The following is a 26,634-nucleotide window of genomic DNA, read 5'->3' as shown; positions in this document are numbered from 1 at the left end:
TAGCGGGCCCCGCCTCGCGCCTGTATGACCGCCGTCAAAGGAGACCGACCATGGCCGACGCCTATTCCAACCTGCTGATCGAACGCCACGCCGACGGCTATGCGGTGGTGACCCTGAACCGGCCCGAGGCGCTGAACGCCCTGAACGCGGCCCTGTTCAAGGATCTGGCCGACTTCCTCGACAGCGTCGAACAGGACGACAGCGTGCGCTGCCTGATCCTGACCGGCTCGGGCGAAAAGGCCTTCGCCGCCGGCGCCGACATCAAGGAGATGGCGGACCAGACCTATGCCCAGATGTACACGGGCAACTATTTCGCGCTCGGCCACGACCGCATCACCCGGTTCAGAAAGCCGATCATCGCCGCGGTCAACGGCTTCGCCCTGGGCGGCGGCTGCGAACTGGCCATGCTGTGCGATTTCATCGTCGCCTCGGACAAGGCGAAGTTCGGCCAGCCCGAGATCAACCTGGGCGTCGCGCCGGGCATCGGCGGCTCGCAGCGCCTGACCCGTCTGGTGGGCAAGTCGAAGGCCATGGACATGGTCCTGACCGCCCGGATGATGGATGCGACGGAGGCCTTGGCGTCCGGCCTGGCCTCGCGCGTCTTCCCGCACGACACCCTGCTGGAGGAAGCCCGCCAGATCGCCGCCAAGATCGCCTCGCAAAGCCTGCTGGCGGTCATGGCCAACAAGGAGATGGTCAACGCCGCGCTGGAGACGACCCTGACCCAAGGCGTCCAGTTCGAACGCCGCCTGTTCCACTCCCTGTTCGCCTTCGAGGACCAGAAGGAAGGCATGTCCGCCTTCGTCGAAAAGCGCAAACCCGAGTTCAAGGGGCGATAGGTCGCACGCACGCGTCAACCGATCGCCGTGATCGGGCGTTAGGGGCGGATGATGATCCGCCTTTTCGCCTCGCTCCTTGCGACCCTGTTCATCCTCGCCCCGGTCGGCGTGCAAGCCCAGGGCCAGGCCCAATCTCAAACTCCGGCCTTCAGCTCCAGCCGCATAATCGTCGAGACGCGCGGGCGGGGGCCGGACATCATCTTCATCCCCGGCCTGGGCTCGACCGGCTCGGCCTGGCGATCGACGGCGGATCGGCTCGATGACCGCTATCGGGTGCATCTCGTCACCCTGCGCGGCTTTGGCGAGACCCAGATCGGCGGCAATGTCAGCGGCGGTCTTGCCGGCCCCGCCGCCAGCGAGATCGAACGCTACATCCGCGAGCAGCGCATCGACCGTCCCGCCGTGATCGGCCATTCGCTGGGCGGCCAGATCGCTCTGCGCGTCGCCGCCGACATGGGACAGGGGGCGGGGGGCGACCGAATCGGGCGCGTCATGGTGGTCGATTCCTCGCCCTTCTTCCCGTCCCTGATCGACGCGCGCACCACATCCGATCAGGTCGAGCCCCTGGCCCGGCTGGGCTATCAGGCCCTGCTCCTGTTCGGCGATCAGGCGCTGAAGTCCCAGGTCGCGGCCTTTGGCGTGGACATGGGTCTGGCCGGCGACATGGTATTCCAGGGGCTGGGACTTCAGGGCGGCGACCGGCGCGTCCTGGCCCAAGGCCTGTATGAGGCCCTGACCGTCGATCTGCGGCCCCGCCTGTCGCAGATCACCGCCCCGGTCACTGTCGTCTATGGCTGGACCCGCGATCCCGACGCGCCTCGCAACCGGCTGGAGGGCCTGTATCGCTACGGCTTCGAAGGCTTGCCGCGCACGGCCCGGTTCGAGCGGATCGAAGGCGCCGAGCACCAGGTGATGATCGAACAGCCGCAGCGGTTCCTGGCGGCGGTGCAGCGGTTCCTGAGCTGACGCTCAATCCTTCAGCGCATCCACGACCACGCCCTCGGTCAACAGCTGCGGCAGGGTTTCCGGCTCGGCCCGACCCGGTCGATACAACAGATACAGCGGCACGCCCGAGCGCCCATGCGCCTGAAGCTCGCGGGTGATGGCGTCGTCGCGCCGGGTCCAGTCGCCAACCAGATAGGCGGCGTTCGCCTCGCGCATGGCCTCGGCGACACGGGGCGAAGACAGGGCCGCGCGTTCGTTGATCTTGCACGTCACGCACCAGTCGGCGGTCAGATTGACCAGCACGGGGCGTCCCGACGCGGTCGCTGCATTCACCGCCGCCGCAGACCAGGGCTGGGCCGCCAGCGGGCCGCTGTCGCCTTGGGGCGTGGCGTCCGCATCCCGCGCTGCACCGGCCGCGATGCCTGCCAGGCCCAGCGCCAGAACGCCGACGACGGCCGCGCAGATCGGGGTCAGGATCGGCCGTTCATCACGCTGGCGCGCCGCTTGCGCCAGACCCAGCAGCCAGGCCGCCAGGGCCAGCAGCAGCGCCGCCGTCAGCAGCAGGCCCAGGGCGTCGACGCCGCCCTGTCGCGTGAACACCCACAACAGCCACAGCGCCGCCCCATACATGGGAAAGGCCAGCAGACCCTTCAGCCGCTCCATCCAGACGCCCGGGCGCGGCAGGCGCGACAGCAGGCCGGGCGACAGGCTGACCGCCAGATAGGGCAGGGCCAGACCCAGCCCCAGCATCAGGAACACGGCCAGCGCCATCGGCCAGGACAGGACCAGGGCCGCGCCGAGCGCTGCGGCCATGAAGGGCGCGGTGCAGGGCGCGGCAACGACCACGGCCAGAACGCCGGTGAAGAAGGCGCCCGCCGATCCGGGCAGGCGCGACAGGGGGCCGGACCCCGCGTTCTGCAATCCGGCGCCCACATGGAAGACGCCAGACAGGTTCAGGCCAACCAGCAGCATGACCAGGGCCAGGGCGGCGACCACGCCCGGCGACTGGAGCTGGAACCCCCAGCCGATCGCCTGACCCGCCGCCCTCAGCGCCAGCAGAACGCCGGCCAGAACCAGAAAACTGACCAGCACCCCGGCGGTGAAGGCCAGGCCGTCGCGCCGCGCCCGCGCCGGATCATGCGCCGCCGCCGACAGCGACGCCGCCTTCATCGCCAGAACCGGGAAGACGCACGGCATCAGGTTCAGCACCAGCCCGCCCAGCAGCGCCAGGCCCAGCGCCTGAAGGAAGACCCAAGCGCCGGTCTTCGCCGGGGGCGCCGTGGTTTCGTCCAGCGGCGTCAGCGCCCCGCCGCCTTGGGCGCCTGCCAGAGGCGCGCCCGGCTCCGCCGTGATCTCCCACGCGCCCTTGTCGGTCGCCAGGACCCCGCTCAGCGCCGTCTGCGTGGCATCCTTGCCGGGTACTAGCGTCAGCGTCAGGCCGTTGGGCCCCCGCTGACCCGACTGGGCCCCCGCATGGTCGATCCGCCCGCCGTCGAAAGGATAGAAATAGACCTGACCGATATCGGCCCCAATCAGCGGCCCACCGGTCGCGGTCAGGATCAGCTGGCCGCCCTGACGCGTGACGCGCGCCTCGATCCCGGCCGGGCGCGGCGCGGTCTCGACCAGCCGCTCGATCTCCTCACCCCAGGGTTTGGCCAGCGGCGCTGCGCCCTCGCGCACCGGCAGGGCCAGTGACAGGGTCATCGGCTCGGGCACGCACATCTGGTCGCTGCACACCAGAAACATCGCGTCCGTCGTCAGGGTCAGCACCTCGCCCGGCCGCGCCGTCGGCGGCACATGGATCGGCACGGGCAAGAGCACCGCGCCCGAATAGCCATAGTTCATCAGGCTCATCAGCCGCTGGCGGCTGGGCAGGGGCCACAGGATCGGATCGGCGGTCACCCCGGCGGGCAGGGTCCAGATCAGGCTGGTCGCACCACCGCTGTCGCCGGGATTGCGCCAATAGGTGTGCCAGCCGGGCGCGATCTTCTGGCGGACCGCCACCACGGTCGTCGAACCGGGCGCGACCCATTGCGACATCGGGACCAGTTCGGCCTCGATCCGCTCGGTCCGCTGCGGTCCGAAGGCGACGACGCCCGTGGGCTGGCTCTGCACCGGCTGGGCGACGGTCGCCGAAACGCCCGTCAAACTGAACAGCAGGCCGAGGAGAAGAGCGAAGAGGCGCAAACGCGTGTTCCGGCAGGCGAGGGGAGCGCCGCAACCTAATGCGTCACGCGTCCCCGCGCCATCGCTGCGCCCGCCCCCGCGTCGATCAGCGCGGATAGGCCTCGTAGATCACTTCCGCGCGGCGACGCAGCGGTTCGTCATTGCCGGCTGCCGTTGTGGCGCCCGCATCGCCTGCGGCGTTCAGCTCGAAGATCGGCGCGGGCATGCCCGCCTGGGTCAGCGCCTCGACCACCGTGCGGGCGCGCCGCTGCGACAGGTTCAGATTGGCTTCGGGCGTTCCCGTGGCGTCGGCCAGGCCAACCACGCGCACCTTGCGCACGTCGCAATCCTTCGCCTTGCTCGCCGCCGCCTTCAGCACCATCGCCGCCGGCTCGGTCAGTCGCGCCTGATTCTCCAGGAAGTAGATATCGAAACGCCCCGGCGCGCACAGCGATTCGCCCACCACCAGCGCCTCGCGCTTGGGCATCGGCGCGCACGCCGCCAGCACACCCACGGCCGCCACAGCCAGACCCATCAATCGCTTCATCTCAGCCCTCCTCCGGCTCGGCCGGCCCATTACGCAAAAGAGGCGGCCCGTCGTCCGACAGGCCGCCTCTTCAACCTAACGCCGGTCGCGGACCTTCGCGACCGGCATTTGATCACTGATCAATAACGGCGCGTACCGTTGTCCCAGTAGCACTCGTCCTGACGGTTGTCGTAGCAGTAGTAGTAGCGACCTTGGCTGTCGCGATAACGCTGCTGGTTGTTGCGGTCCTGGTTCGAGCCGCGGATGGCGCCGGCGGTGCCGCCCAGGGCGCCGCCGATCAGGGCGCCGGTCGCAGCGTTGCCGCCGCCGACGTTGTTGCCGATGATGGCGCCGGCGACGGCGCCCAGGCCGGCGCCGATGGCGCCCTGGCGGACGGTTTCGTTCGAGCCGTTGTTATAGCCGTACGGGTCGCTGGCGCAGGCCGAAGCCAGCAGGCCGGCGCCGGCAATCGCGATAATCGCCTTTTTCATGATGAATTCCTTTGTCCCTGGGTGTTGGCCCCTGTGGGCAGCAAACGTGTCCTCGCGGCATAGGTTCCGCACCGGAAGACTGCATTGGCAACTATGGTGACGCTTGGGCGGAACGACGGCGCCCGCGAGGCGTTCGGCCGCCATGACCGATGTCGCCCAACCCTCCTCCGACACAGACGACCAGCCTGCGTTGACGCCCCACGCGCAGATTCGGCACGCCGTGATGCTGGTCAATCCGCTGTCAGGCAGCGTCGGTCCACGCGCCGCCGGCGAGGCCGAAGCCCTGTTGGGGCAGTATGATCTCAAGGCCGAGGTCGTGTCGTTCGAAGGGGGCAACTTCGACCAGATCATCGCCGACGCCTTCGCCGCCAAGCCGGACGTGATCTTCGTTCTGGCCGGCGACGGCACGGCGCGCTCGGTGGCGTCGAAGGCCAAGCCGGACGGTCCGATGATCGCGCCCCTGCCCGGCGGTACGATGAACATGCTGCCCAAGGCGCTGTATGGCACCGCCGACTGGAAGCTGGCGCTGAAGCGGGCGTTGGAGGAGGGCGAGCCTCAGGCCGTTTCGGGCGGCGAGGTAGAGGGCGAATATTTTTACTGCGCGGCCATTCTAGGTTCGCCCGCCCTGTGGGCCCCGGCGCGCGAGGCGATGCGGACCGGCAAGATCAAGCTGGCCTGGCAATACGGCCGTCGCGCGCTGAAGCGGGCGTTTTCGGGTCGCCTGCGCTTCGCCCTGGACGGCGGAGAAAAACGCCGCACCGAGGCGCTGGTGCTGATCAGCCCAATGATCTCCAAGGCGATGGAGGACCCCATCGGACTGGAAGCGGCCGCCATGGACCCCAGCGATGCGACCCAGGCCTTCCGCCTGGCCGCGACCGCCCTGTTCAGCGATTGGCGCCACGATCCGGCCGTCTCGACCCGCCCGGCGAAACGGATCGAGGTGCGCGCGCGCTCCAAGATTCCGGCGGTCATCGACGGCGAGCCGCTGCTGTTGAAGCCGGAGGCCGTGATCCGCTTCGTGCCCAAAGCCTTCAAGGCGCTGGCGCCCAAACCGCCGTCGGCCGAGGACAGCATCTGATGGGACGCGTTCTTCAGTTTTCCGACGTTCACTTCGGCTGCGAGCACAAGCGCGCCTGCGCCGCCGCTCTGGAATACGCCCACGCGACGCCCAACGATCTGGTGCTGATCACGGGCGACATCACGCAAAAGGGTTTCCCCGACGAGTTCAAGGCTGCGGGCCAATGGATGCGGGCCATGCCCGAGCCGCGCTTCGTCATCGTGGGCAATCATGACGTGCCCTATTGGGACGCCGTCGCGCGAGTCTTCCATCCCTGGCGCGCCTTCGAGACCGAGACCGGCTTTCCCGCCCACGACGGCCAGTTCCGCAGCGACACGGTCATGGTGCGCGGCGTCGTCACCGCGCGCGGCTGGCAGGCGCGGCCCAACTGGTCGAAGGGCGTCATCGACCTGGACCAGACGCGGCGTGCGGCCGAGGCCCTGCGTCAGGCGCCCATCGGCGCGCTGCGGATCCTGGCCTGCCACCATCCGCTGATCGAGATGGTCGGCACGCCGATGACCGGCGATGTCAAGCGTGGCGACGAGGCGGCCCTGATCTTCGCCGAGGCGGGCGTCGATCTGATCATGACCGGCCACGTCCATGTGCCGTTCGCCATGCCGATCCCTCTGGCGGATCGATGCTCCTACGCCGTCGGCTGCGGGACGCTGTCGCATCGCGAACGCGGCGCGCCACCCGGCTTCAACCAGATCGACTGGGACGCCAAGACCATCACCGTGACGGCCCTGGCCTGGGATGGAACCAGCTATCGCTCGCACCAGGTCTGGCGCCTGCCGCGCCGTCAGGACACCCGCAAGGCGAACACCGCGCCCAGCCCGGTCGAGCCCGGCGAACTAGAGAAGGCGGCGGTCTGACCTTGTCTCCTCCCCATCTCATGGGGAGGTGGCTCGAAGCGTAGCGGAGAGACGGAGGGGTCTTTTCTGGCTACAGGCGCCGGTGGGACCCCAACAACCCCTCGACCGCTCCGGGGTCCCCCTCCCCACGCTGTGGGGAGGAGACGGCTGGCATCAACGGAACGGCGGCTCGTCGAAGGCGCGCAGTTTGCGCGAGTGCAGCTTGGAGCCCTCGCTGCGCATCAGGTCGACCGCCTGAATGCCGATCTGCAAGTGTTCGGAGATCGAGCCTTCGTAGAAGCGGTTGGCCTGACCCGGCAGTTTGATCTCGCCGTGCAGCGGCTTGTCCGACACGCAAAGCAGCGTCCCGTAGGGCACGCGGAAGCGATAGCCCTGGGCCGCGATGGTGGCGCTTTCCATGTCGATGGCGACGGCTCTGGACTGGTTGAAGCGCAGCGCCGACTTGGAATAGCGCAGCTCCCAGTTCCGGTCGTCGGTGGTGACGACCGTGCCGGTGCGCAGGCGCAGCTTGACCTCGTCGCCCGGCATGCCGCTGACCGACTTGGTGGCGTCGTACAGGGCGCGCTGGACCTCGGCGATCGACGGGATCGGAATGTCGGGCGGCAACACAGCGTCCAGCACGTGATCGTCGCGCAGATAGGCGTGGGCCAGCACATAGTCGCCGATGGTCTGGCTGGCGCGCAGGCCCCCGCAGTGGCCAATCATCAGCCAGACGTGCGGACGGGTGACGGCCAGGTGATCCGTGATTGTCTTGGCGTTGGACGGGCCGACGCCGATGTTGACCAGGGTCACGCCCTTATGGCCCGGCGCGGTCAGGTGATAGGCCGGCATCTGGTGCTTCTTCCACGCCGTGTCGCTGATCGCCGCCTCGGGGTTGGGCGTGTCGCGCGTGATCACCACGCCGCCGGCGCAGGACAGGGTCTGATACGGCGAGCCGGGCGTCCGAAGCTGCTCGATGGCCCAACGCACGAACTCGTCGACGTAGCGATTGTAGTTGGTGAACAGGACATAGGACTGAACGTCGTCCACCGGCGTTCCGGTGTAGTGTTTCAACCGCGCCAGCGAGAAGTCGGTGCGCAGGCCGTCGAAGTGCGACAGGGGGAAGTCGCCGCCCATTTCGAACAGGCCGTCCGCGATCTCGTCGCCGATATGGGCCAGGTCCGTCGTCGGGAACCAGCGCGCCAGGGCCGCCGTCATCGACCGGTCCAGCGCGACCTCCAGCCCGTCGGTCACATAGGGGAAGGGGATTTCCTGGCGCGACACGCCGACCTCGAAGGTCGCATTATATTCCTGCTCCAGCAGGCCCAGCTGTTCGGTCAGATAGGGGCGAAACAGGTCGGGCCGCGTGACCGTGGTGGAATAGCTGCCCTGTCTCGACAGCCGGGCGTAGGCGCGCGGCTCCAGGTCCTGGGGACGATCCCCGTCCCAGCGGATGCGAAGTTCGGGATAGGCGAACACCCCTTCGGCGCGTTTGACCGGATCGGGCCGCGCGCCGGTGTTGACGAAATCCCGCACGGCGTCGCGCAGATTGGTCACGGATTGGGTGTAGAGGGTTTCGAGGCGGTCCAGCGCCGCCTGTGCTGTCATCTGTTTTGTCATGACTTCCTCTAGCGAAGCTTCGCGGCTTTGGCGAGGCGCCGCCCGTTCAAACCCGATTTCGCTGCATTGCAGCAATTTATGACGGGCGTGCGGTTGCAGATCGGAGCGTGACGGCGCATCTGGCCCGGATGTCTTCTTCCCTTGCGTCAGCGCCCGTCAAGAAGGAGCTCGGCTTCGTCGAGTTCGTCTGTCTCATCGCCCTGATGATGGCGCTGAATGCGCTGGCGATCGATTCCATGCTGCCGGCCCTGCCGCACATCGGCGCCGACCTGAACGTGGCGACCGACAACGACCGACAATGGGTGGTGACCGCCTATCTGCTGGGCTTCGGCGGGGCGCAGCTGTTCTATGGTCCGTTGGCGGACCGGTTCGGGAGAAAGCCTGTCCTGCTGTTCGGCGTCGGCGTCTATGTGATGTTCAGCCTGCTGGCGACCCTTGCGCCGACCTTCGAGACGCTGATCATGGCCCGCGTCGGCCAGGGTCTGGGCAGCGCCTGCACCCGCGTGCTGGCCGTCTCGATCGTGCGCGATCGGTATGAGGGGCGCACCATGGCGCGGGTCATGTCGTTCAGCTTCCTGGTGTTCCTGGGCGTGCCGATCCTGGCGCCGTCGCTGGGACAATTGATCATGCTGGTGGGACCGTGGCGCTGGATCTTCGCCGGGCTGGGCCTGATCGGGGTCGGCCTGATCGTCTGGGCGTCGTTGCGACTGCCCGAGACGCTGAAGCCCGAGGATCGACTGCCGATCCAGGTGAAGCGGCTGACCGCAGCCTACAAGATCGCCCTGACCGACCGCACGGCCGTCGGCTACACCCTGGCCATGACGGCGATCACCGGAGCCCTGTTCGGCTTCATCAACTCGTCGCAGCAGATCTTCGCCGACGTCTTTCACGCCGAGGCGGCGTTCCCGGCCATCTTCGCCCTGATCGCGGGCGGCATCGCCGTGGCCTCGATCGTCAATGCGCGGCTGGTGGTGAAACTGGGTTCGCGCAAGATTTCGCACACCGCCTTGATCGGCTTCACCAGCATCGCGGCCGTCCATGCGGGGGTGGCGATCAGCGGTCATGAATCGATCTGGACCTTTGCGGTGCTGCAGACCCTGACCATGTTCTGTTTTGGCCTGATCGCGGGCAATTTTGGATCGATGGCGATGGAGACGATGGGCAAGATCGCGGGCACGGCCGCCTCGATCCAGGGGTTCATCTCCACCATCGTCGGCTCGCTGCTGGGCTTTGCGGTGGGCCAACAGTTCAACGGCACGACCATTCCGATGTCGGTCGGCTTCACCGTCTTCGGCCTGATCGCCCTGGGTTGGGTGCTGTTCGCCGAGCGGGGACGGCTGTTCCGGGCCCATCACGCGCCGGTCGCCGCCAAGGCTTGATCTTTTTCGCGTTTCCGCGCGTTCTCCGGGCCAATCGTCAAGATCAGCCCAGGAAACCTCGATGACGCTGAAAGCGCTCGGTCTCGTCTCCGCCCTCGCCCTGGCCGCCGCCATGGGTCTGAGCGCCTGCTCCACCACGACGGGAGGGTCGGCCATGACCCCGCCCGCCATCGCCCCGGCGCCCGGTCCCGAAGCGGTGGACGTCCACACCCACGCCCGGCCCGAGATAGCCCGAGTTGTCGATGTGGCCCTGGACCTGACCGCCGACTTCAACGCCAAGACCCTGGCGGGCACGGCGACCCTGGACATCCTGGCGATCCCGGGCGCCAACGAGATCGTGCTGGATATCCGCGACCTGGACATTCAGGACGTGCGCGACGCGGCGGGTCAGCCGCTGCGCTATGTCGTCGGCGACAATGACGCCGTCCTGGGCCAGCCGCTGACGGTCTATTTCCCGGCCTTCGCCGCCAATGAGCGGCGCAAGATCACCATCCGCTATTCGACCCGCCCCAACGCGGCGGCCCTGCAATGGCTGAGCCCCAGCCAGACGGCAGGTGGACAGAAGCCCTATCTGTTCAGCCAGGGCCAGGCGATCCTGACCCGCACCTGGGTCCCGACCCAGGACAGCCCCGGCATCCGCCAGACCTATTCGGCCCGCATCACCGCGCCCGAAGACCTGACGGTGGTCATGAGCGCCGATCATCTGACGCCCAACGGCGAGCGAGCCGCAAACGGGATGAAGACCTGGCGCTTCCGGATGGACAATCCGATCCCGCCCTATCTGATCGCGCTGGGCGTCGGCGATATCGCCTTTGCGCCGTTCGACGGCCGCACCGGGGTCTGGACCGAGCCCAGCCGCCTGCGCGCCGCCCAATGGGAGCTGGAGCCGACCGCCCAGATGGTGACGGCGGCCGAGAAGCTGTACGGCCCCTATCGCTGGGGCCGCTACGACCTCCTGGTCCTGCCGCCCTCCTTCCCGTTCGGCGGGATGGAGAACCCGAAACTGACCTTCGCCACCCCGACCATCATCGCCGGCGATCGCTCGCTGGTGTCGCTGGTCGCGCACGAGCTGGCGCACTCCTGGTCGGGCAATCTGGTGACCAACGCGACCTGGAACGACTTCTGGCTGAACGAGGGCTTCACCGTCTATTTCGAGAACCGGATCATGGAGTCGGTCTATGGTCATGACCGCGCCATGCAGGAGCAGGTGCTGGGCTGGGACAGCCTTCAGGACACGCTGAAGTCCTTGCCGGCGGCGGATACCCGCCTGCACCTGGACCTGAAGGGCCGCGATCCCGACGACGGCATGAACGACATCGCCTACGAGAAGGGCGCCCTGTTCCTGCGGACAATCGAACGCACCGTCGGACGGGATCGGTTCGACGCCTGGCTGCGCGGCTATTTCGACCGCAACGCCTATCGCCCCATGACGACGGCCATGTTCCTGAAGGACATCCGCGACAATCTGATCAAGGGCGACGCGGCGCTGGAAAGTCAGCTGCAGATGGACGCCTGGGTCTATCAGCCCGGCCTGCCATCCAACGCCGTGGCGCCGGTGTCCCACGCCTTCGAGCCGGTGGATGCGGCCGCCGTCGCCTTCTTCAAGGACAAGGGACCGGCCTCGGCAATTCCGTGGGCGGACTGGAACACCCAGCAGCGCCAGCGCTTCCTGGGCTGGCGGCCCGAGGGTCTGCGGGCGGGGGGCGACTGGCTGACGAATGCGCAGCTGGCCGATCTGGAGCGGACGCTGAACCTGGCGAACGAAGGCAACGCCGAACTGACCTTCGCCTGGCTGCAGATCGCCCTGGCCCATCGCTATCAGCCGTCGGTCGCCACGGCCGAGAAGTTCCTGACCAGCCAGGGGCGTCGCAAGTTCGTCCTGCCGCTGTTCCAGACCCTGTGGAACGAGGGCGAATGGGGGCGCGGCAATGCGCGACGCATCTACGCCGAGGCCCGGCCGCTCTATCACCCGGTCACCAGCGGTTCGGTCGATCAGCTGGTCGGACGGCCGTAAGGCTAGATGTCCACGACCGCCACGCCGGTTTCCTCCGACAGTCGTTCCGCCAGGACGGCGCGGTGGCAGCCGGCGTGGTCGGCCTCAAAGCACAGCAGGGCGACGGGTTTGTCGACCGCCAGCGCCTTCAGCCGCTCGTACTCGACCTGCGCCTGGGGTTCGGCCAGGTGATCGGCGAAGATGGCGCGCATTTCGTCGACACGGCCCTTGCGCGCCGCGTCACGTCCCGCCTTGGGCGTGCCCAGCCCGCGCAGGTGGACATAGTCGATCCCTTCGGCCTTCAGACTCTCGCCCAGGATCGTCTTGGAAAAGCCGGCGCGGCGGGATGCGGCGACCGCGCGGACATCGACCAGGGTCTGCACGCCGGCCGTCTTCAGCCGCGCGATGACGTCGGCCTGGGTCGCGCCCTCGTAGCCAATGGTGAAAAGCTTCATCCGCCTCAGATGGGCGGCCGCGCGTCGAACGCCAGCGTGACCGTGAAGGCTCGCGTTGCGGTGCGGCGCCCTATCGTCTATCCCGCCGAAACGGATTTCGACTGGAGCTTTCCCCATGGCTGACCTCGCCCCCGGCGTCGTGACCCTCTTCGGAGGTTCGGGCTTTATCGGGTCGCAGGCGGTGCGCGCCCTGGCGCGTCGCGGCTGGCGCATTCGGGTCGCCGTGCGCAACCCGGTCCTGGCGATCGAGATCCAGCCGCTTGGCGATCCCGGACAGATCCAGTTCATGCGCTGCGACATCACCAACCCGGCGGATGTGGCGCAGGCCGTGCGCGGCGCGGACGCCGTCGTCAATCTGGTCGGCGTGCTGCATGACGCAGGCGGCAAGCGCGGCTTCGACGCCGTCCACACCGAGGCGGCCAAGACCATCGCCGAGGCCGCCAAGGCGGCGGGCGTTGAGCGCCTGGTCCAGATCTCCGCCATCGGCGCCGACGCCGCCAGCCCTTCGGCCTATGGTCGCACCAAGGCCCAGGCCGAGGCGGCCGTTCGCGCCGTCTATCCGGATGCGGTGATCCTGCGTCCGTCGCTGGTTTTCGGCGCGGGCGACAGCTTCCTCAATCGCTTCGCCGCGATGGCGACGATGGCGCCGGCCCTGCCGCTGATCGGCGGCGGCGAGACCCGGTTCCAGCCGGTCTATGTCGGCGACGTCGCCGAGGCCATCGCGCGCGGCGTGACCCGCGCGGACGCGGCCGGCCGCACCTATGAACTGGGCGGGCCGAGCCTCTACACCTTCCGGGAAGTGCTGGAGCTGGTGCGGCGTGAGACGGGTCGCGACCGGATGCTGGTTTCGGTGCCCTTCAGCGTCGCCAAGCCCCTGGGTTCGCTGCTGCAACTGAGCCGGTTCGTCGGGCTCACGCCGCCGCTGACGCGCGATCAGGTGCTGATGCTGGAGAAGGACAATGTAGTCGCCGCCGATGCGTTCGGCCTCAGCGATCTGGGCATCGACCATCCGGCCGGCATGGCGGCGATCGCCCCATCCTATCTGTGGCGCTACCGCGTCGGCGGCCAGTTCGCCGAAGCGCCCGCCCACTAAACCCTCCCCCTATGACGCCGCCGCCGGTCGCCTTCGCGGCCGGCGGCGTCTTCTGTTTGGGAACAAAGAGTGCACAGCTTAAGGATGCCGGCCACGCGCCCCCAGTTCTCCCGCACCGATACGCCTGACCTGAACGACGCGCGGACGTTGCTGGCGCGCGTCTGGGGGCACGCCGACTTCCGGGGGCTGCAGGGGCAGGTGGTCGAGCGGATCCTGTCGGGCGGCGATGTGCTGGCCGTCCTGCCGACCGGCGGCGGCAAGAGCGTCTGCTATCAGATCCCGGCCATCCTGCGCCCCGGACTGGGGCTGGTGGTGTCGCCGCTGATCGCCCTGATGACCGATCAGGTCGAGGCGTTGAAGCAGCAGGGCGTCGCGGCGGCGCGGCTGGATTCTGGCGTGTCTCTGGACGAGCGTTCGGCCATCTGGGCGGCGGCGCGGTCGGGGGGGCTGGACCTGCTCTATGTCTCGCCCGAAGGCCTGGCGGCGGGCGCCATGATGGACCGGCTGGCGGAACTGCCGCTCAGCCTGATCGCCATCGACGAGGCGCACTGCGTCTCGCAATGGGGCCACGACTTCCGCCCCGACTATCGCAACCTGGGTCTGCTGGCCGAGCGGTTTCCCGATGTCCCGCGCATCGCGGTGACGGCGACCGCCGACGCCCGCACGCGCGACGACATCCTGCGCTCGCTTCGGCTGGAAGAGGCGACGGTCTTCGTCGACAGCTTCGCGCGTCCGAACCTGCAGCTTTCGGCTGAGCGCAAGGAGAGCGCATCTCGCGCCAAGACCGACGCCCGCGTCATCGAACTGGTGCGCGAACGGCGGGGCAAGTCGGGCGTGGTCTATTGCGGCAGCCGCGACGGCTGCGACCGCGTGGCCCAGGCGCTGCGCGACGCCGGGACCAACGCCATCGCCTATCACGCCGGCATGGACACGAAGGAGCGTGACCGCCGGCTGGAACGCTTCCTGGCCGAAGAGGGCGCCGTGATGGTCGCCACCATCGCCTTCGGCATGGGCGTCGACAAGGCCGATGTCCGCTTCGTCATCCACGCCGATCCGCCGGGCAGCCTGGAGGCCTATTGGCAGGAGATCGGCCGGGGCGGGCGCGACGGCGAACCGGCCGAGGGCATCACCCTGTATGGGCCGTCCGACATCGCCTGGTCCTTGCGTCGGCTGGATAGCCGCCCGATGGCCGAGGAGGTCAAATCGGTCCAGGTCAGGAAGACCCGTCAGCTGTTCGCCATGCTGGACGGCGCCGTCTGTCGCGCCCAGGCCGTGCGGCGATACTTCGGCGAGCATGACGCCCAGCCTTGCGGCGTCTGCGACATCTGCGGCGACCCGCCCCAGCTTTATGATGCGACCGTCCCGGCCCAGAAGGCGTTGGCGGCGGTGCAGCGCTTAGGCGGCCGGTTCGGGCGCAATCGCGTCGTCGATCACCTAACCGCCCGCACCAAGGACGTGCAGCCGTGGGAGCAGCAACTGTCCACCTGGGGCATCGGGCGCGAGATTTCGCTGAACAGCTGGCGCGAGATCGTCGATCACCTGCTGTTCGAAGGTCTGCTGGCCGAGGATCCCAATGACGGTAAGCCGCTGGTCGGGCTGGGCGATCCCGAGGCGGTGCGGGCCGTCTATCGCGGCGAGCGCCAGATCGAGGTGCGTCGCGCGCCGCTGAGGGCCGATACGGCCCCGCGCCGTCGTGACCGATCGGGCGAAGGGCGCAATGCGGCGCTGGAGACGATGGACGCGGACGTCCGCGCCCGGTTCGAGGCCTTGCGCGCCTGGCGCCGCGACCGCGCCTCGGAACAGCACGTCCCGCCCTATGTCATCTTCCAGGACCGGACGCTGCTGGAGATCGCCCAAGCCGAGCCGGGCGACCTGAACAGTCTGGGCGCCATTTCCGGCGTCGGTCAGTCCAAGCTGGATCGCTACGGCAAGGGCGTACTGGAGGCGCTGGCCGCTCTCTAGAAGGCGTCAGACTTCCGGCTTGGGCGGGGCGGTGATGACTTCGACGTTGTCGTTCAGCAGATAGGACAGTTCCGACAGGGCTGTGGCGCGTTCGGCCGGGTTGGCGGCGGCCTGAACGGCTTGAACCTTCTTGGGCATGTCCTCGGAAATGCCGCGCAGGATGCATTTCAGATCGCCGTCGGTGCCGCGTTCCTTCAGGATCAGGTGGCCCTGCATGTCCAGGGCGGCCAACTGTTCCGCCTGGGCCTTGAATCCGGTGAAGGCCTGGCTGGTGAAGAAGGCGGCGTCGTCTGCGGCCTTGGCGGCGGCCCAACCGTCGACCACGGCCTTCAGGCTGGCCGAGCGCGAGATGATGTCGGCGAACAGCGGCTCGCCCGCCACCGAGACCGGCGCGCCGGGCGCGGCGGCCGGCTGTTCGGCGGCCAGGGCCACCGAGGGATTGGACATCGCCAGGGCGATCGTGAGAGCAAGGCCGCAGGACATGGAGGTGACTTCCTGTTTCAGCGTCCGCTGGGACGTTGAACCTGAATACGCCCCAGCCGTAAACGAGTGTTTACCCTGTCATTCCCGATGGAGACGACGATGACCTGCGACGCCGCCTGGACCGCCTTCGACCAAGCCGCCGCCGAGGCCGCCTCCGCGCGGATCGTCGATCAGTTCGCCGCCGATCCCGACCGGCTTGCACGGATGTCGGTCGAGGCGGCGGGGCTCTATCTGGACCTGTCGAAACAGAGCTGGACCCGCGCAGCCTTCGACGCCTGTCTGGACTTGGCGCGCGCCAGCGATGTCGAGGGACGTCGCGCGGCCCTCTTCGCCGGCGAGGCCGTCAATCTGACCGAAGGGCGGGCGGTGCTGCACCCGGCTCTGCGCGCCGCGCCGGGCGCCGACTTTAAGGCCCTGGGCGAGCCGGTCTCGGCCGAGGTGGACGCCGTGCGAGCGGACATGAAGGCCTATGCCGACGCGGTGCGGTCGGGCGCAGAGGCGGGCGCGACGGGGCGTAAGTTCGAGGCGATCGTCCATGTCGGCATCGGCGGGTCGGACCTGGGGCCGCGCGTGGTCTGGGATGCGCTGCGCCCGCTGGACCCGGCCATCGACCTACGCTTCGTCGCCAACATCGATCCGCGCGACATGGCCGAGGCGCTGACGGGCCTCGATCCCGAAACCACCCTGGTGGTGGTCGTGTCCAAGACCTTCACGACGCAGGAAACCCTGGCCAACGCCGAGGCGGCGAAGGCCTGGCTGGCGGCGTCGCTGCCGGCCGAGGGGATGACGAAACACTTCATCGGCGTGACGGCGGCGCCGGACAAGGCGGCAGCCTTCGGCTGCGGTCGGACGTTCGCCTTCCGGGACTGGGTCGGTGGGCGGTATTCCCTGTGGTCGGCGGTCAGCCTGTCGTGCGGCATCGCCCTGGGCTGGGACGTGTTCGAACGGATGCTGGCGGGCGCCGCCGCGATGGACGATCATTTCGTGTCGGCCCCGCTGGAGCGGAATGGGCCGATCCTTCTGGCCCTGGCCCAGATGTTCAACGTCGATGGCCTCAACCGGCCCGCCCGCACCGTCGCCCCCTACGCCCACGCCCTGCGTCGCCTGCCGTCCTTCCTGCAGCAGCTGGAGATGGAGTCGAACGGCAAGCGGGTGCATCGCGACGGCGCGCCGGTGATGCGCCAGACCTGCCCCGTTGTCTTCGGCGAGCCCGGCACCAACGGCCAGCACGCCTTCTTCCAGCAGATCCACCAAGGGCCGGAGGTCGTGCCGGCGGAGTTCGTGATCGTCGCCAAAACGCATGCGGATGCGCCGGAATCGCCGCTCTGGTCCAACGCCCTGGCCCAGGGCCAGGCCCTGATGCTGGGCAAGACGACCGAGGCCGCCAAGGCCGAGGGGTTGGCTCAAGGATTGTCGGATGAGGAGGCGACGCGCCTGGCGTCCCACCGCACCTTCACCGGCAACCGTCCGTCGACGGCCATCGTCATGGAGCGGCTGACGCCCGAGACCCTGGGCGCGCTTCTGGCCCTGTATGAGCACAAGACCTTCGTCGAGGGCGTGATCTGGGACATCAACAGCTTCGACCAATGGGGCGTCGAACTGGGCAAGGTCCTGGCAAAGGCGATCCTGAAGGACGTCGACGCGGGCGGCCCCTCGATGGACCTGGATCCGTCCACGTCGGCCCTGATGCGCCGCCTGATGGGCTGACGTGAAAAAGGCCCGACCGGGCGGTCGGGCCTTTCCTTTTGAAGATCCTCGCCAGTTACCAGCGGCGATCGTAGCGGTAGTCGCGATCGTAGCGGTAGTCGCGGCGGTCGTAGCGCGAGTCGTAACGGCGGCCATCGTAGCGATAGTCGTAGCCAGAGCGGCTGCGATCGATACCGTGCTCGCGCTCCCAGTGACCCTGGTTACGGTAGCATTGGCCGCCGCGGTAGTATTCGCAGCCCGAGCCGCGGTTCGAGGAGGCCACGGCTCCGACGGCCGCACCGGCCAAGGCGCCGCCGGCGATGTAGCGACCGTCCCCATTGCCGTAGAGGGCGCCGGCCAAACCGCCGACCGCCGCGCCGATTAGGGCGTTGCGGCTGGTATTGTCGCGATCGCGCGACTGGGCCGAGGCCGGGGCGGCCATCAGGCTCAGGGCCACGACGGGGGCGGCGGCGACCGCAGTGATCTTCAGCAGCTTGGACATTTTGGTCTCCTTCGTTCTCTGCCGATCTGCGCTCCCGCACCAGGGAAGGCAGCCAGCGTTGAACAGGTTCTATCGCCGCCAGTTTGAACGACCCCGGAGGTCGGCATTCATTTTCGGTTCATTTGTCACAGAGAATTCGCGCGGCGATCCATCGCCGCCGCTTGACGATGACCCTGCCTCTGCCTAACTCCCGCTCGCGTTAGCACTCTCGCTGGTCGGCTGCCAAAACGGCGATCGCGAGAGCGCCGCACACCGTTTCAAAAACGCCCCGATCCGGGGGTTTTACAGGGAGAAGTCCGATGGCGTTCCGTCCGCTCGGCGACCGCGTGCTGGTCAAGCGCGTTGAAGAAGAATCCAAGACCAAGGGTGGCATCATCATCCCCGACACCGCCAAGGAAAAGCCGCAGGAAGGCGAAGTCGTCTCCGTCGGCCCTGGCGCCCGCGACGACCAAGGCAAGGTCAATGCTCTTGAGCTGAAGGCTGGCGACCGCATCCTGTTCGGCAAGTGGTCGGGCACGGAAGTGAAGATCGACGGCGAAGACCTGATCATCATGAAGGAATCCGACGTCCTGGGCGTGCTGTCCTAAGCACCCGACGTCCGACGTTCTTCAATCAATCCATATAGATAGGAGCTGCCCGCATGGCCGCTAAAATCGTACAGTTCAACACCGACGCGCGCGACAAGATGCTGCGCGGCGTCAACGTCCTCGCCAACGCCGTCAAGGTGACCCTGGGTCCCAAGGGCCGCAACGTCGTGATCCAGAAGTCCTTCGGCGCCCCGCGCTCGACCAAGGACGGCGTGTCGGTCGCCAAAGAGATCGAGCTGGAAGACGCCTTCGAGAACATGGGCGCCCAGATGATCCGCGAAGTCGCTTCGAAGACGAACGACAAGGCGGGCGACGGCACCACCACTGCGACCGTTCTGGCTCAGGCCATCGTGCAAGAGGGCCTGAAGGCCGTCGCCGCCGGCATGAACCCGATGGATCTGAAGCGCGGCATCGACAAGGCCGTCGGCCTGGTGCTGGAAGAGATCAAGACCAACTCCAAGCCGGTCTCCAACAACTCGGAAATCGCCCAGGTCGGCACGATCTCGGCCAACGGCGACTCCGAAATCGGTGAGCTGATCGCCCAGGCGATGGCCAAGGTCGGCAACGAAGGCGTCATCACCGTCGAGGAAGCCAAGACCGCCGACACCACCGTCGACGTCGTCGAAGGCATGCAGTTCGACCGCGGCTACCTGTCGCCCTACTTCATCACCAACGCCGACAAGATGGAGGCCCAACTCGAAGAGCCGCTCATCCTGCTGTTCGAGAAGAAGCTGACCTCGCTGCAAGCCATGCTGCCGATCCTGGAAGCCGTGGTGCAGTCGGGCCGTCCGCTGCTGATCATCGCCGAGGACATCGAAGGCGAAGCCCTGGCGACCCTGGTCGTCAACAAGCTGCGCGGCGGCCTGCGCGTCGCCGCCGTCAAGGCTCCGGGCTTCGGCGACCGCCGCAAGGCCATGCTGGAAGATATCGCCATCCTGACGGGCGGCCAGGTTATCTCGGAAGACCTGGGCATCAAGCTTGAGAGCGTCACGCTCGACATGCTCGGCAAGGCCAAGAAGGTCTCGATCACCAAGGACGACACCACCATCGTCGAAGGCGTCGGCGGCAAGGACGAGATCGAAGCCCGCGTGGCCCAGATCAAGCGCCAGATCGAAGACACCACCTCGGACTACGACAAGGAAAAGCTGCAGGAACGTCTGGCCAAGCTGGCCGGCGGCGTTGCAGTCCTGCGCGTCGGCGGTTCGACTGAAGTCGAAGTGAAGGAAAAGAAGGACCGCGTCGACGACGCCCTGAACGCCACGCGCGCCGCAGCTGACGAAGGCATCGTTCCGGGCGGCGGCATCGCCCTGCTGAAGGCCTCCAAAATCCTGGCCGACGTCAAGGGCGACAACGCCGACCAGAACGCCGGCATCGCCATCATCCGTCGCGCCCTGCAGGCTCCGATCCGTCAGATCTCGGAAAACGCAGGCGTCGAAGGCTCGATCGTCGTCGGCAAGGTGCTGGAAAACGACCAGTCCTCGTTCGGCTTCAACGCGCAAACCGAAGAGTACGGCGATCTGGTGCAGATGGGCGTCATCGACCCCGCCAAGGTCGTCCGCACGGCCCTGCAAGACGCCGCTTCGGTCGCCGGCATCCTGATCACGACGGAAGCCGCCGTCGCCGACGCTCCCAAGAAGTCGGGCGGCGCTGCGGCTCCCGACATGGGCGGCATGGGCGGCATGGGCGGCATGGACTTCTAAGTCCAAGCCTTCCGACGCTGAAATGCAGAAGGGCGGGACCGCAAGGTCCCGCCCTTTTTTCATGTCTCCTCCCTGCGAACGGGGAGGGGGACCGCGCGTAGCGGGGTGGAGGGGGTCTTGAAGTCACGCCCATGTCGGAGATGCGGCGCCAGCCCCTCCGTCACGACGCCAAGAGGCGTGGCACCACCTCCCCACGAGGTGGGGAGGAGACCGCGTTCTAGAACTCCGAAATCGCGCCCGGCTTGCGGGACCGCGTCTTCAGCCACATCACGCCCAGGAGATCCGAGACCGAGGCGCGCAGGCGGCCCCAGTTGGTGTATTTCGAGCGGCCGACCTCGCGGTGGCGGTGGTCCACGTCGAGATACTGGTTCTTGAATCCCTCGCGGATCATCAAGGCCGGCAGGTAGCGGTGGATGTGATCGAAGTAGGGCAGGCGCAGGAAGACGTCGCGGCGGAAGGCCTTCAGCCCGCAGCCGGTGTCGTCGGCGTCGTCGCCCAGCAGTTTGCGGCGGATGCGGTTGGCCCAGATCGAGGCCTGGCGCTTGGCCTCGGTATCCTGGCGTTTGGCGCGACGGCCGCCGACCAGGCCCACGTCGCCGGGGGCGGACAGAAGCGCATCGACCAAGCGGGGCGCATCGGCCGGCGGGTTCTGGCCGTCGCCGTCCATCGTCACCACGACCGGCGCGCGCGCGGCCAGGACGCCGGTTCGAACCGCCCGGCTCTGGCCCGCATTGGTCCCGTGGGCCAGCACGCGGAGCGCTGGCAGTTCGGCCATGGCCGCCTTCAACTCGGCCAAGGTCGCGTCCCTGGACGCATCGTCCACGAAGATCATCTCGTACGAACGGCCGGCGAAGGCGGCGGCGATCTCGCGCGCCAGGGGCACGGCGGCGCCCGCCTCGTCATGGACGGGAACGACGACGGAGATTTCGGGCGTTTCGGGGGTCATCGGCGCTCCATAGAGGATAACGAGAGCTTAGGGGAGACGGCTGACGCAGGCGTGGTCGCCGTGTAAGGAGTCTGAAATGAAGACTTTCGATCTGGATGGCCGCATCGCCGGCTGGCGCGGGCCGGTTCTCGCGGCCCTGCTGACGCTGATCGCCGGGCTGCCGGGCGTGCTGCTGCTGCCGCCGCTGGATCGCGACGAGAGCCGGTTCGCCCAGGCCACGTCCCAGATGCTGGAAAGCGGCGACTATGTCGATATCCGCTATCAGGACGAGCCGCGCTGGAAGAAGCCGGTCGGCATCTACTGGATGCAGGCGATCGCCGTGGGCCTGACCTCGGATGTCGAGGACCGCGAAATCGCGCCCTATCGCATTCCGTCCCTGCTGGGCGCCATGCTGGCGGCCTGGGCCGTGGCCTGGGCGGGCTCGGCCATGCTGGGCAGCCGGGTCGGCTTCTTCGGCGGGGCCATCATGGGGGCGACCTTCCTGCTATCGACCGAGGCGGGCATCGCCAAGACCGACGCCATGCTGTGCGGGGCGACGACCCTGGCCATGGCGGCGCTGGCGCGTATTTATATGGCGACGAAGGCGGGCGAACGACCGATCCGGCCGCACAAGCTGCTGTTCTGGATCGGGATCGGTCTGTCGATCCTGATCAAGGGACCGATCGGGTTCCTGGTCGTGGCCCTGGCGATCATCGCCCTGTCGATCTGGGATCGGAACATCAAATGGCTGTATCGCCTCGGCTGGGGGTGGGGCTTGCCGCTGGTCGCCCTGATGGTCGGACCGTGGGCCATCGCCATCACCATCGCCACCGACGGCGGTTTCTGGCGCGAGGCCATCGGCGGGGACCTGGCGCCCAAGATCGCCGGCGCGCACGAAAGCCATTCGGGCTTCCCCGGCATGTATTTGTTGCTGGCGCCCCTGCTGTTCTTCCCCTCGACCCTGCTGTTGCCCGCCGCCGTGTCGACGGGCTGGAGCCGACGGGCCGAGCCGGCGATCCGGTTTCTGGTCTGCTGGCTGGTCCCGGGCTGGCTGATGTTCGAACTGGCGCCGACCAAGCTGTGGCACTACACCCTGCCGACCTTTGGGGCGCTGGCCCTGCTGGCGGCCGCCGCCCTGGCCCAGCCCATCGGCAAGGTCTCGCGCATCACCGGCGCGGTGCTGGGCGCGTTCGCGGCCCTGCTGATCATCGGCATTACCGTCTATGGACTGACCGTCTATGGCACCTCGACGGCCCAGACCTGGGCGGCGCTGACAGTGGTCATGGCGCTGGCGGCGGGGGCGATGGGGGGCTTCCTTCTGCTGAATCGCGCGCCGGTCGCGGCTCTGGTCGCCTCGCTGGCGTTCGGGATCGTGGCGCATGCGGCCCTGTCGGGCACGATCCGCCAACTGCGGCCCCTGGCCATCGCGCCCCAGCTTGAAAAGGCGCTGGAGGCGGCGGACCTGCATCCGCGTCAGGGCCGCACGCCGGGGCCGGTGGCGATCACCGGCTTCCATGAACCCAGCTTCGTCTTCCTGACCGGGCGCGACACCGACCTGACCGACGCCCAAGGCGCGGCCGAGGCCCTGGCCGAGGGGCGGCCCGCCATTGTCGAGGGACGCGATGCCGAAGCCTTCCGTGCGGCCGCGGCGCGTCTGGGCGTGTCGGGTCGCGCGGTCGGGACGGTCAACGGCTACAACTATTCGGCGGGCGATCCGGTCAGCCTGACCGTCTATGCGCCGCCGCCCCGAAACGGGAATGGGAACGGTAACGCCGCAGCGGGAGCCGAGTGATGGGCCGTTTCATCCAGATCGTCGAAGTCGGGCCGCGTGACGGGTTGCAGAACGAAAAGGCGGTGCTTGAGCCCGCCGTCCGCGCCGATCTTGTGCGACGGCTTGAGCAGGCGGGGGCGAAACGGATCGAGGCCGTCTCCTTCGTCCATCCCAAATATGTGCCGCAGATGGCTGGCGCTGAAGAGGTCATGGCCGACCTGCCGCACGAGGCGGGGCGCAGCCGCATCGGCCTGGTGTTGAACGGCAAGGGCTATGATCGGGCGCTGGCGACCGGGGTGGACGAGGTCAACGTCTCGGTCGCCGCCACAGACGGCTTCGGCCTGAAGAACCAGGGCCTGGCGGTGAAGGATCAACTGGCCATGCTGGGCGAGATCGTCGCCCGCCGCCACAACGCCGAGGCCAGCGAGGGCGCGCCGTCGCTGTCGGCCATGATCTCCTGCGTCTGGGGCTGTCCGTTCGACGGCGAGGTTTCCATCGATCAGGTCTCGGACATGGTCGGCGCCATCGCCGAGATGGGCGTCGGCGAAATCGGGCTGGCCGACACCATCGGCGCGGGCGATCCCTGGGCGGTGACGCGCAAAGTCGAGGCGGCCAGGGCGGCCGCGCCCGACGCGACCCTGCGCCTGCACTTCCACGACACCCGCAACACCGGCCTGGCCAACGCCTATGCGGGCGTCGAGGCGGGGATCGACGTGCTGGACGCCTCGGTCGGGGGGATCGGCGGCTGCCCGTTCGCGCCGGGCGCCACGGGAAACATCGCCACCGAGGACCTGGTCTATATGCTGGCGCGGGCCGGGTTCGAGACCGGCTATGACTTGGACGCCCTGATCGCGACGGCGCGCTGGATCGGCGAGGCCATCGGCCGGCCGGCACCGTCGGCGCTCAGCCGGGCTGGCGGATTTCCCAAGCGCTGAACGCTTGTGGCGGCGTTTCGCAAACGGCGCTAAATCAAGGTGAACAGGCGTAGCCGTTGGACCGGCTGCGAAGAGGACCGTCCATGCTGCTCGCCATTCCGCTGCTGCTGATCCCGGTGGTGCTCTACAATATCGTGGTGCTGTTCGGCGCGCCGAGCGGGGCGGGGATGGTGCAGGCGGACGTGCTGCTGCGCGATCCGCTGTTTTCCGTCACGATGACCTCGGGCGCGCAATGGACGATCGGATCGGGCGACCTGATCCTGTTTCTGGGTCTGATCCTGCTGTTCTTCGAACTGGTGAAGTCGACCTCCAGCCAGCGGATCGCCATCATCAATCACGCCCTGTCGATGATCCTGTTTATCGGCGTGCTGGTGGAGTTCCTGCTGCTGCCGGGGTTCGCGACCTCGACCTTCTTCCTGATCGTCATCATGATCCTGCTGGACGTCCTGGCCGGCTTCATCGTGACCATCATCGCGTCGCGCAAGGATTTCGATTTCGGCGGGGCATGAGCCAAACGGCCTCAAGTCGCGCAAAGCGCGGTAGGCCCCAAGAAACATGCGCTCAAGCAGCGCGAAGCGCGGTAGCGCTACGAAAATGCCGTGAAGATCAGGGCGACGACGGCGACGTCGAAGGCTTTGGCGGCCAGGGTGAAGACGGCGGGCATGGGCGGGTCCGGCTGAGGGCGTTCTGTCTCGCCCCCAGCAAACCCCGTGCCGCCCGAGCGGCGTCAGCTCAGATGTCGGTCTTGGCGGTCTTGCCCGTTTTCGGACGACGCTCGGCCGCGCCCGAATATTCGGCTCCGAGGTAGGCGGAGCGGGCTGCATCCAGCACCGGCGGGCCGCCGCGCAGGCCGCGTTTCTGCCCGCTCTGGCCCATCTGCTGGGCGATGAAGGCGGCGGCGCCGGGCTCGGGCGTCGGGAGGACGGCAGCTCTTGCCGGGGCCGGTTGGGGCTCGACCATCTCAGGCGCATCGACGGGGACCAGGGCGCGCGAGGCGGATCGGGCGCGCCGCTCGCGCTCGCGGCGTTCGCCTTCGCGGCGATCCACTCTGTCCGGTCCGCCGACAGCCTGGATCCGATCGGTCATTTGCTCTTGCCGCCCGCCAGCTTTTCGATCTGACGACGCATCTCGTCCATCTGGCGACGCATCTCGTCCAGGGCGTCGGGCGCCTCGGGCGGCGGGGCCGGCTCGGCCTTGTCATCGGACGCGGCGGGCGTCGGCTCTGCGCGCGGATAGGTGAAGGCTGGGAACATCTGCATGGCGCGCTCGAACATCGCCATGTTGGCGCGCGCGGCGTCCTCCATCAGGGTCGCGCTCGCGCCGGTGCCGAAGGCGCGGCCCATCTGACTGGCGAACTGCTCCTGCTGGCGACCGAAGTTGGCCAAGGACATCTCCAGATAGGAGGGCAGGACGCCCTGCATCCGACCGCCGTAAAAGCCGATCAGCTGGCGCAGGAACTGAACCGGCAGCAAGGCCTCGCCCCGGCTCTCTTCCTCGAAGATGATCTGGGTCAGGATCTGGCGGGTCAGGTCGTCGTTGGTCTTGGCGTCATAGACGACAAACTCGGTCCCCTCGCGCACCATGGTCGCCAGGTCTTCCAGCGTCACATAGGCGCTGGTCCGCGTGTTGTAGAGCCTGCGGTTCGCATACTTCTTGATGACGACCTGAGCGTTGTCGCCGGTCTTTCCACCCATGGTCTTTTCGTCAGCCACGCTTGTTCTCGCGATGTTGCAACGCGTCACTATCCTCCGTTGCGACACGATGCGCCAGAGGGAGAGAAACCGCCGGGAACGGACGATCGATCAGTGGCTCATGGCCGGGGCCAGCACGACGCCGACCAGCACCGCCGTCCAGTGGACCGTGGCGCCGGTGACGACGAACCCGTGCCAGATGGCGCGGCGGAACTTCACGCGCGGGCTGATGAAGACGAAGACGCCGGCGGTGTAGATCAGGCCGCCGATAACCAGCAGGGCCAGGGCGATCGGATGCACCGTCTCGACCATCGGCTTCAGCGCCGCGACCGCTAGCCAGCCGAAGACGACATAGACGCCGCTCCAGAACTTGTCCGAGATGCGCGGCGCGAACAGCTTCACCCCGGCGCCCAGGAAGGCCAGGGTCCAGATCAGGGTGGTGAAGCCGATGGCCCACAGACCCTCGAACCGTTGGGTGGTGAAGGGGGTGTAGCTGCCGGCGATCATCAGGAAGATCGCCGCCTCGTCCAGCCGCCGCAGCACGGGCCGCGCGGCGCAGGGGTTGGTCCAGTTGTAGATGGTCGAGGCTGTCAGCATGCCGACGAGGCACAGGGCGTAGATGGCGGTGGCCATCACGCCGCCGATCCCCGCATAGACCCCGGCCAGACCCGCCAGGATGATGCCGCCGACCGCCGCCAGCATCAGGCCGACGACGTGAACCCACAGATCCGCCAGCTTTTCCGCGCGCGTCGGATAGTGCTCGATCATGTCCAGCTCGTCCGGCGTGCAGACGTGGGTGGCAAGACGTTTCAGCGTGCGCAGCATGGACCTTCCAATCCGTCGATCGCCTCTATCGTTCCCCGACAATGCGCCGACAGGGTGACGATTGGCTGAATCGCGCCCTGTCCATGTCGTCGCAGGTGACGAACGCGCTGCAATGCGGCAAAACGGTCACGCCGAATTATTCTTCAAAGAGT

The 26,634-nt window shown here is 67.8% G+C and carries 25 protein-coding genes; 14 read left to right on the top strand and 11 right to left on the bottom strand.

The genetic code is table 11. The features are described 5' to 3' along the window. Positions 1 to 50: 50 nt before the first annotated feature. Both O2K97_RS00845 and O2K97_RS00840 read left to right on the top strand, forming a co-directional pair. Entirely contained in the window at positions 51 to 839 is a 789-nt protein-coding gene (locus tag O2K97_RS00845; RefSeq protein WP_269220088.1) for an enoyl-CoA hydratase-related protein, read from the top strand. Positions 840 to 890: 51 nt separating this feature from the next. Continuing rightward, positions 891 to 1,805, top strand: a complete 915-nt coding sequence (locus O2K97_RS00840) for an alpha/beta fold hydrolase (RefSeq protein ID WP_269220087.1) — start codon at positions 891 to 893, stop codon at positions 1,803 to 1,805. Positions 1,806 to 1,808: 3 nt separating this feature from the next. Here O2K97_RS00840 and O2K97_RS00835 read toward each other — a convergent pair whose 3' ends face one another. The 3 genes from O2K97_RS00835 to O2K97_RS00825 form a co-directional block, all read right to left on the bottom strand. Further along, positions 1,809 to 3,971 carry a protein-disulfide reductase DsbD family protein gene (locus tag O2K97_RS00835; protein ID WP_269220086.1) on the bottom strand — a complete coding sequence of 721 codons (2,163 nt, stop codon included), beginning with the start codon at positions 3,969 to 3,971 and terminating at the stop codon, positions 1,809 to 1,811. Between the two features lie 85 nt (positions 3,972 to 4,056). Beyond that, positions 4,057 to 4,497: an OmpA family protein gene (locus O2K97_RS00830; protein ID WP_269220085.1), complete on the bottom strand. Its 441-nt coding sequence runs from the start codon at positions 4,495 to 4,497 to the stop codon at positions 4,057 to 4,059. Between the two features lie 119 nt (positions 4,498 to 4,616). Continuing rightward, complete coding sequence (locus O2K97_RS00825; protein WP_112862866.1) at positions 4,617 to 4,967, bottom strand: glycine zipper domain-containing protein; 351 nt, start codon at positions 4,965 to 4,967, stop codon at positions 4,617 to 4,619. Between the two features lie 142 nt (positions 4,968 to 5,109). Between O2K97_RS00825 and O2K97_RS00820 the strand changes: the two genes are divergently transcribed. Both O2K97_RS00820 and O2K97_RS00815 read left to right on the top strand, forming a co-directional pair. Next, entirely contained in the window at positions 5,110 to 6,045 is a 936-nt protein-coding gene (locus O2K97_RS00820) for a diacylglycerol/lipid kinase family protein (protein ID WP_269220084.1), read from the top strand. Beyond that, on the top strand, positions 6,045 to 6,896 hold the full coding sequence (locus O2K97_RS00815; protein ID WP_269220083.1) for a metallophosphoesterase family protein: 852 nt from the start codon (positions 6,045 to 6,047) through the stop codon (positions 6,894 to 6,896). Before O2K97_RS00820 ends, O2K97_RS00815 begins: the two co-directional genes overlap by 1 nt. Before the next feature lie 153 nt (positions 6,897 to 7,049). On the opposite strand, the gene O2K97_RS00810 is transcribed toward O2K97_RS00815, so the two are convergent. Then, the gene (locus tag O2K97_RS00810) at positions 7,050 to 8,495 is read right to left on the bottom strand and encodes an AMP nucleosidase (RefSeq protein ID WP_269220082.1); all 1,446 of its coding nucleotides are present in this window, start codon (positions 8,493 to 8,495) and stop codon (positions 7,050 to 7,052) included. A gap of 128 nt (positions 8,496 to 8,623) precedes the next feature. Here O2K97_RS00810 and O2K97_RS00805 point away from each other — a divergent pair, with 128 nt between their 5' ends. Both O2K97_RS00805 and O2K97_RS00800 read left to right on the top strand, forming a co-directional pair. Then, positions 8,624 to 9,874: a multidrug effflux MFS transporter gene (locus O2K97_RS00805; RefSeq protein WP_269220081.1), complete on the top strand. Its 1,251-nt coding sequence runs from the start codon at positions 8,624 to 8,626 to the stop codon at positions 9,872 to 9,874. 61 nt (positions 9,875 to 9,935) lie between these two features. Next, entirely contained in the window at positions 9,936 to 11,888 is a 1,953-nt protein-coding gene (locus O2K97_RS00800; protein ID WP_269220080.1) for a M1 family metallopeptidase, read from the top strand. A gap of 2 nt (positions 11,889 to 11,890) precedes the next feature. Here O2K97_RS00800 and O2K97_RS00795 read toward each other — a convergent pair whose 3' ends face one another. Beyond that, positions 11,891 to 12,322 (bottom strand): DUF488 family protein, encoded by a 432-nt coding sequence (locus O2K97_RS00795; RefSeq protein ID WP_269220079.1) that lies wholly within the window; start codon positions 12,320 to 12,322, stop codon positions 11,891 to 11,893. 115 nt (positions 12,323 to 12,437) lie between these two features. Here O2K97_RS00795 and O2K97_RS00790 point away from each other — a divergent pair, with 115 nt between their 5' ends. Both O2K97_RS00790 and recQ read left to right on the top strand, forming a co-directional pair. Further along, positions 12,438 to 13,415 carry a complex I NDUFA9 subunit family protein gene (locus O2K97_RS00790; protein ID WP_269220078.1) on the top strand — a complete coding sequence of 326 codons (978 nt, stop codon included), beginning with the start codon at positions 12,438 to 12,440 and terminating at the stop codon, positions 13,413 to 13,415. Between the two features lie 84 nt (positions 13,416 to 13,499). Continuing rightward, positions 13,500 to 15,377, top strand: a complete 1,878-nt coding sequence (recQ, locus tag O2K97_RS00785) for a DNA helicase RecQ (protein WP_269220077.1) — start codon at positions 13,500 to 13,502, stop codon at positions 15,375 to 15,377. Between the two features lie 6 nt (positions 15,378 to 15,383). Here the strand turns inward: recQ and O2K97_RS00780 are convergent, their stop codons facing one another. After that, a complete protein-coding gene (locus O2K97_RS00780) occupies positions 15,384 to 15,860 on the bottom strand; it encodes a hypothetical protein (protein WP_199060238.1) in 477 nt (158 codons plus the stop codon). Between the two features lie 99 nt (positions 15,861 to 15,959). Between O2K97_RS00780 and pgi the strand changes: the two genes are divergently transcribed. After that, positions 15,960 to 17,567, top strand: coding sequence for a glucose-6-phosphate isomerase (pgi, locus tag O2K97_RS00775; protein WP_269220076.1), 1,608 nt, complete (start codon positions 15,960 to 15,962; stop codon positions 17,565 to 17,567). Between the two features lie 55 nt (positions 17,568 to 17,622). On the opposite strand, the gene O2K97_RS00770 is transcribed toward pgi, so the two are convergent. Beyond that, a complete protein-coding gene (locus O2K97_RS00770; protein WP_269220075.1) occupies positions 17,623 to 18,048 on the bottom strand; it encodes a hypothetical protein in 426 nt (141 codons plus the stop codon). Positions 18,049 to 18,347: 299 nt separating this feature from the next. Here O2K97_RS00770 and groES point away from each other — a divergent pair, with 299 nt between their 5' ends. Continuing rightward, the gene (gene groES / locus O2K97_RS00765) at positions 18,348 to 18,635 is read left to right on the top strand and encodes a co-chaperone GroES (protein ID WP_017505470.1); all 288 of its coding nucleotides are present in this window, start codon (positions 18,348 to 18,350) and stop codon (positions 18,633 to 18,635) included. 53 nt (positions 18,636 to 18,688) lie between these two features. Further along, positions 18,689 to 20,335: a chaperonin GroEL gene (gene groL, locus O2K97_RS00760; protein ID WP_017505471.1), complete on the top strand. Its 1,647-nt coding sequence runs from the start codon at positions 18,689 to 18,691 to the stop codon at positions 20,333 to 20,335. Positions 20,336 to 20,552: 217 nt separating this feature from the next. Here the strand turns inward: groL and O2K97_RS00755 are convergent, their stop codons facing one another. Beyond that, the gene (locus O2K97_RS00755) at positions 20,553 to 21,281 is read right to left on the bottom strand and encodes a glycosyltransferase family 2 protein (protein WP_205681907.1); all 729 of its coding nucleotides are present in this window, start codon (positions 21,279 to 21,281) and stop codon (positions 20,553 to 20,555) included. A 76-nt stretch (positions 21,282 to 21,357) separates the two neighbouring features. On the opposite strand from O2K97_RS00755, the gene O2K97_RS00750 reads away from it, so the two are divergent. The 3 genes from O2K97_RS00750 (at position 21,358) to O2K97_RS00740 (ending at position 24,475) form a co-directional block, all read left to right on the top strand. Continuing rightward, on the top strand, positions 21,358 to 23,052 hold the full coding sequence (locus tag O2K97_RS00750; RefSeq protein ID WP_269220074.1) for an ArnT family glycosyltransferase: 1,695 nt from the start codon (positions 21,358 to 21,360) through the stop codon (positions 23,050 to 23,052). Beyond that, entirely contained in the window at positions 23,052 to 23,966 is a 915-nt protein-coding gene (locus O2K97_RS00745; RefSeq protein ID WP_269220073.1) for a hydroxymethylglutaryl-CoA lyase, read from the top strand. The genes O2K97_RS00750 and O2K97_RS00745 overlap by 1 nt, the downstream gene beginning before the upstream one ends. A gap of 83 nt (positions 23,967 to 24,049) precedes the next feature. After that, positions 24,050 to 24,475 (top strand): hypothetical protein, encoded by a 426-nt coding sequence (locus tag O2K97_RS00740; protein WP_066553946.1) that lies wholly within the window; start codon positions 24,050 to 24,052, stop codon positions 24,473 to 24,475. Between the two features lie 223 nt (positions 24,476 to 24,698). Here O2K97_RS00740 and O2K97_RS00735 read toward each other — a convergent pair whose 3' ends face one another. The 3 genes from O2K97_RS00735 to trhA form a co-directional block, all read right to left on the bottom strand. After that, positions 24,699 to 25,052, bottom strand: a complete 354-nt coding sequence (locus tag O2K97_RS00735; protein WP_269220072.1) for a hypothetical protein — start codon at positions 25,050 to 25,052, stop codon at positions 24,699 to 24,701. Then, entirely contained in the window at positions 25,049 to 25,678 is a 630-nt protein-coding gene (phaR, locus tag O2K97_RS00730) for a polyhydroxyalkanoate synthesis repressor PhaR (protein WP_269220071.1), read from the bottom strand. Before phaR ends, O2K97_RS00735 begins: the two co-directional genes overlap by 4 nt. Positions 25,679 to 25,768: 90 nt before the next feature. Beyond that, positions 25,769 to 26,482, bottom strand: a complete 714-nt coding sequence (gene trhA, locus O2K97_RS00725; RefSeq protein WP_269220070.1) for a PAQR family membrane homeostasis protein TrhA — start codon at positions 26,480 to 26,482, stop codon at positions 25,769 to 25,771. Between the last annotated feature and the right edge of the window lie 152 nt (positions 26,483 to 26,634).

This window comes from Brevundimonas vesicularis, assembly GCF_027105095.1.
Lineage (GTDB): Bacteria > Pseudomonadota > Alphaproteobacteria > Caulobacterales > Caulobacteraceae > Brevundimonas > Brevundimonas vesicularis_E.
This window is presented reverse-complemented; position numbering and strand designations above follow the sequence as displayed.

Coding starts and splice junctions, on each gene's coding strand:
- O2K97_RS00795 (WP_269220079.1), bottom strand. CDS start 12,322: ATGAAGCTTTTCACCATTGGCTACGAGGGCGCGACCCAGGCCGACGTC.
- O2K97_RS00745 (WP_269220073.1), top strand. CDS start 23,052: ATGGGCCGTTTCATCCAGATCGTCGAAGTCGGGCCGCGTGACGGGTTG.
- O2K97_RS00815 (WP_269220083.1), top strand. CDS start 6,045: ATGGGACGCGTTCTTCAGTTTTCCGACGTTCACTTCGGCTGCGAGCAC.
- O2K97_RS00810 (WP_269220082.1), bottom strand. CDS start 8,495: ATGACAAAACAGATGACAGCACAGGCGGCGCTGGACCGCCTCGAAACC.
- O2K97_RS00800 (WP_269220080.1), top strand. CDS start 9,936: ATGACGCTGAAAGCGCTCGGTCTCGTCTCCGCCCTCGCCCTGGCCGCC.
- O2K97_RS00840 (WP_269220087.1), top strand. CDS start 891: ATGATCCGCCTTTTCGCCTCGCTCCTTGCGACCCTGTTCATCCTCGCC.
- O2K97_RS00820 (WP_269220084.1), top strand. CDS start 5,110: ATGACCGATGTCGCCCAACCCTCCTCCGACACAGACGACCAGCCTGCG.
- O2K97_RS00750 (WP_269220074.1), top strand. CDS start 21,358: ATGAAGACTTTCGATCTGGATGGCCGCATCGCCGGCTGGCGCGGGCCG.
- O2K97_RS00830 (WP_269220085.1), bottom strand. CDS start 4,497: ATGAAGCGATTGATGGGTCTGGCTGTGGCGGCCGTGGGTGTGCTGGCG.
- O2K97_RS00770 (WP_269220075.1), bottom strand. CDS start 18,048: ATGTCCAAGCTGCTGAAGATCACTGCGGTCGCCGCCGCCCCCGTCGTG.
- groES (WP_017505470.1), top strand. CDS start 18,348: ATGGCGTTCCGTCCGCTCGGCGACCGCGTGCTGGTCAAGCGCGTTGAA.
- O2K97_RS00755 (WP_205681907.1), bottom strand. CDS start 21,281: ATGACCCCCGAAACGCCCGAAATCTCCGTCGTCGTTCCCGTCCATGAC.
- groL (WP_017505471.1), top strand. CDS start 18,689: ATGGCCGCTAAAATCGTACAGTTCAACACCGACGCGCGCGACAAGATG.
- O2K97_RS00805 (WP_269220081.1), top strand. CDS start 8,624: ATGTCTTCTTCCCTTGCGTCAGCGCCCGTCAAGAAGGAGCTCGGCTTC.
- recQ (WP_269220077.1), top strand. CDS start 13,500: ATGCCGGCCACGCGCCCCCAGTTCTCCCGCACCGATACGCCTGACCTG.
- pgi (WP_269220076.1), top strand. CDS start 15,960: ATGACCTGCGACGCCGCCTGGACCGCCTTCGACCAAGCCGCCGCCGAG.
- O2K97_RS00740 (WP_066553946.1), top strand. CDS start 24,050: ATGCTGCTCGCCATTCCGCTGCTGCTGATCCCGGTGGTGCTCTACAAT.
- O2K97_RS00845 (WP_269220088.1), top strand. CDS start 51: ATGGCCGACGCCTATTCCAACCTGCTGATCGAACGCCACGCCGACGGC.
- O2K97_RS00790 (WP_269220078.1), top strand. CDS start 12,438: ATGGCTGACCTCGCCCCCGGCGTCGTGACCCTCTTCGGAGGTTCGGGC.
- O2K97_RS00825 (WP_112862866.1), bottom strand. CDS start 4,967: ATGAAAAAGGCGATTATCGCGATTGCCGGCGCCGGCCTGCTGGCTTCG.
- O2K97_RS00780 (WP_199060238.1), bottom strand. CDS start 15,860: ATGTCCTGCGGCCTTGCTCTCACGATCGCCCTGGCGATGTCCAATCCC.
- trhA (WP_269220070.1), bottom strand. CDS start 26,482: ATGCTGCGCACGCTGAAACGTCTTGCCACCCACGTCTGCACGCCGGAC.
- O2K97_RS00735 (WP_269220072.1), bottom strand. CDS start 25,052: ATGACCGATCGGATCCAGGCTGTCGGCGGACCGGACAGAGTGGATCGC.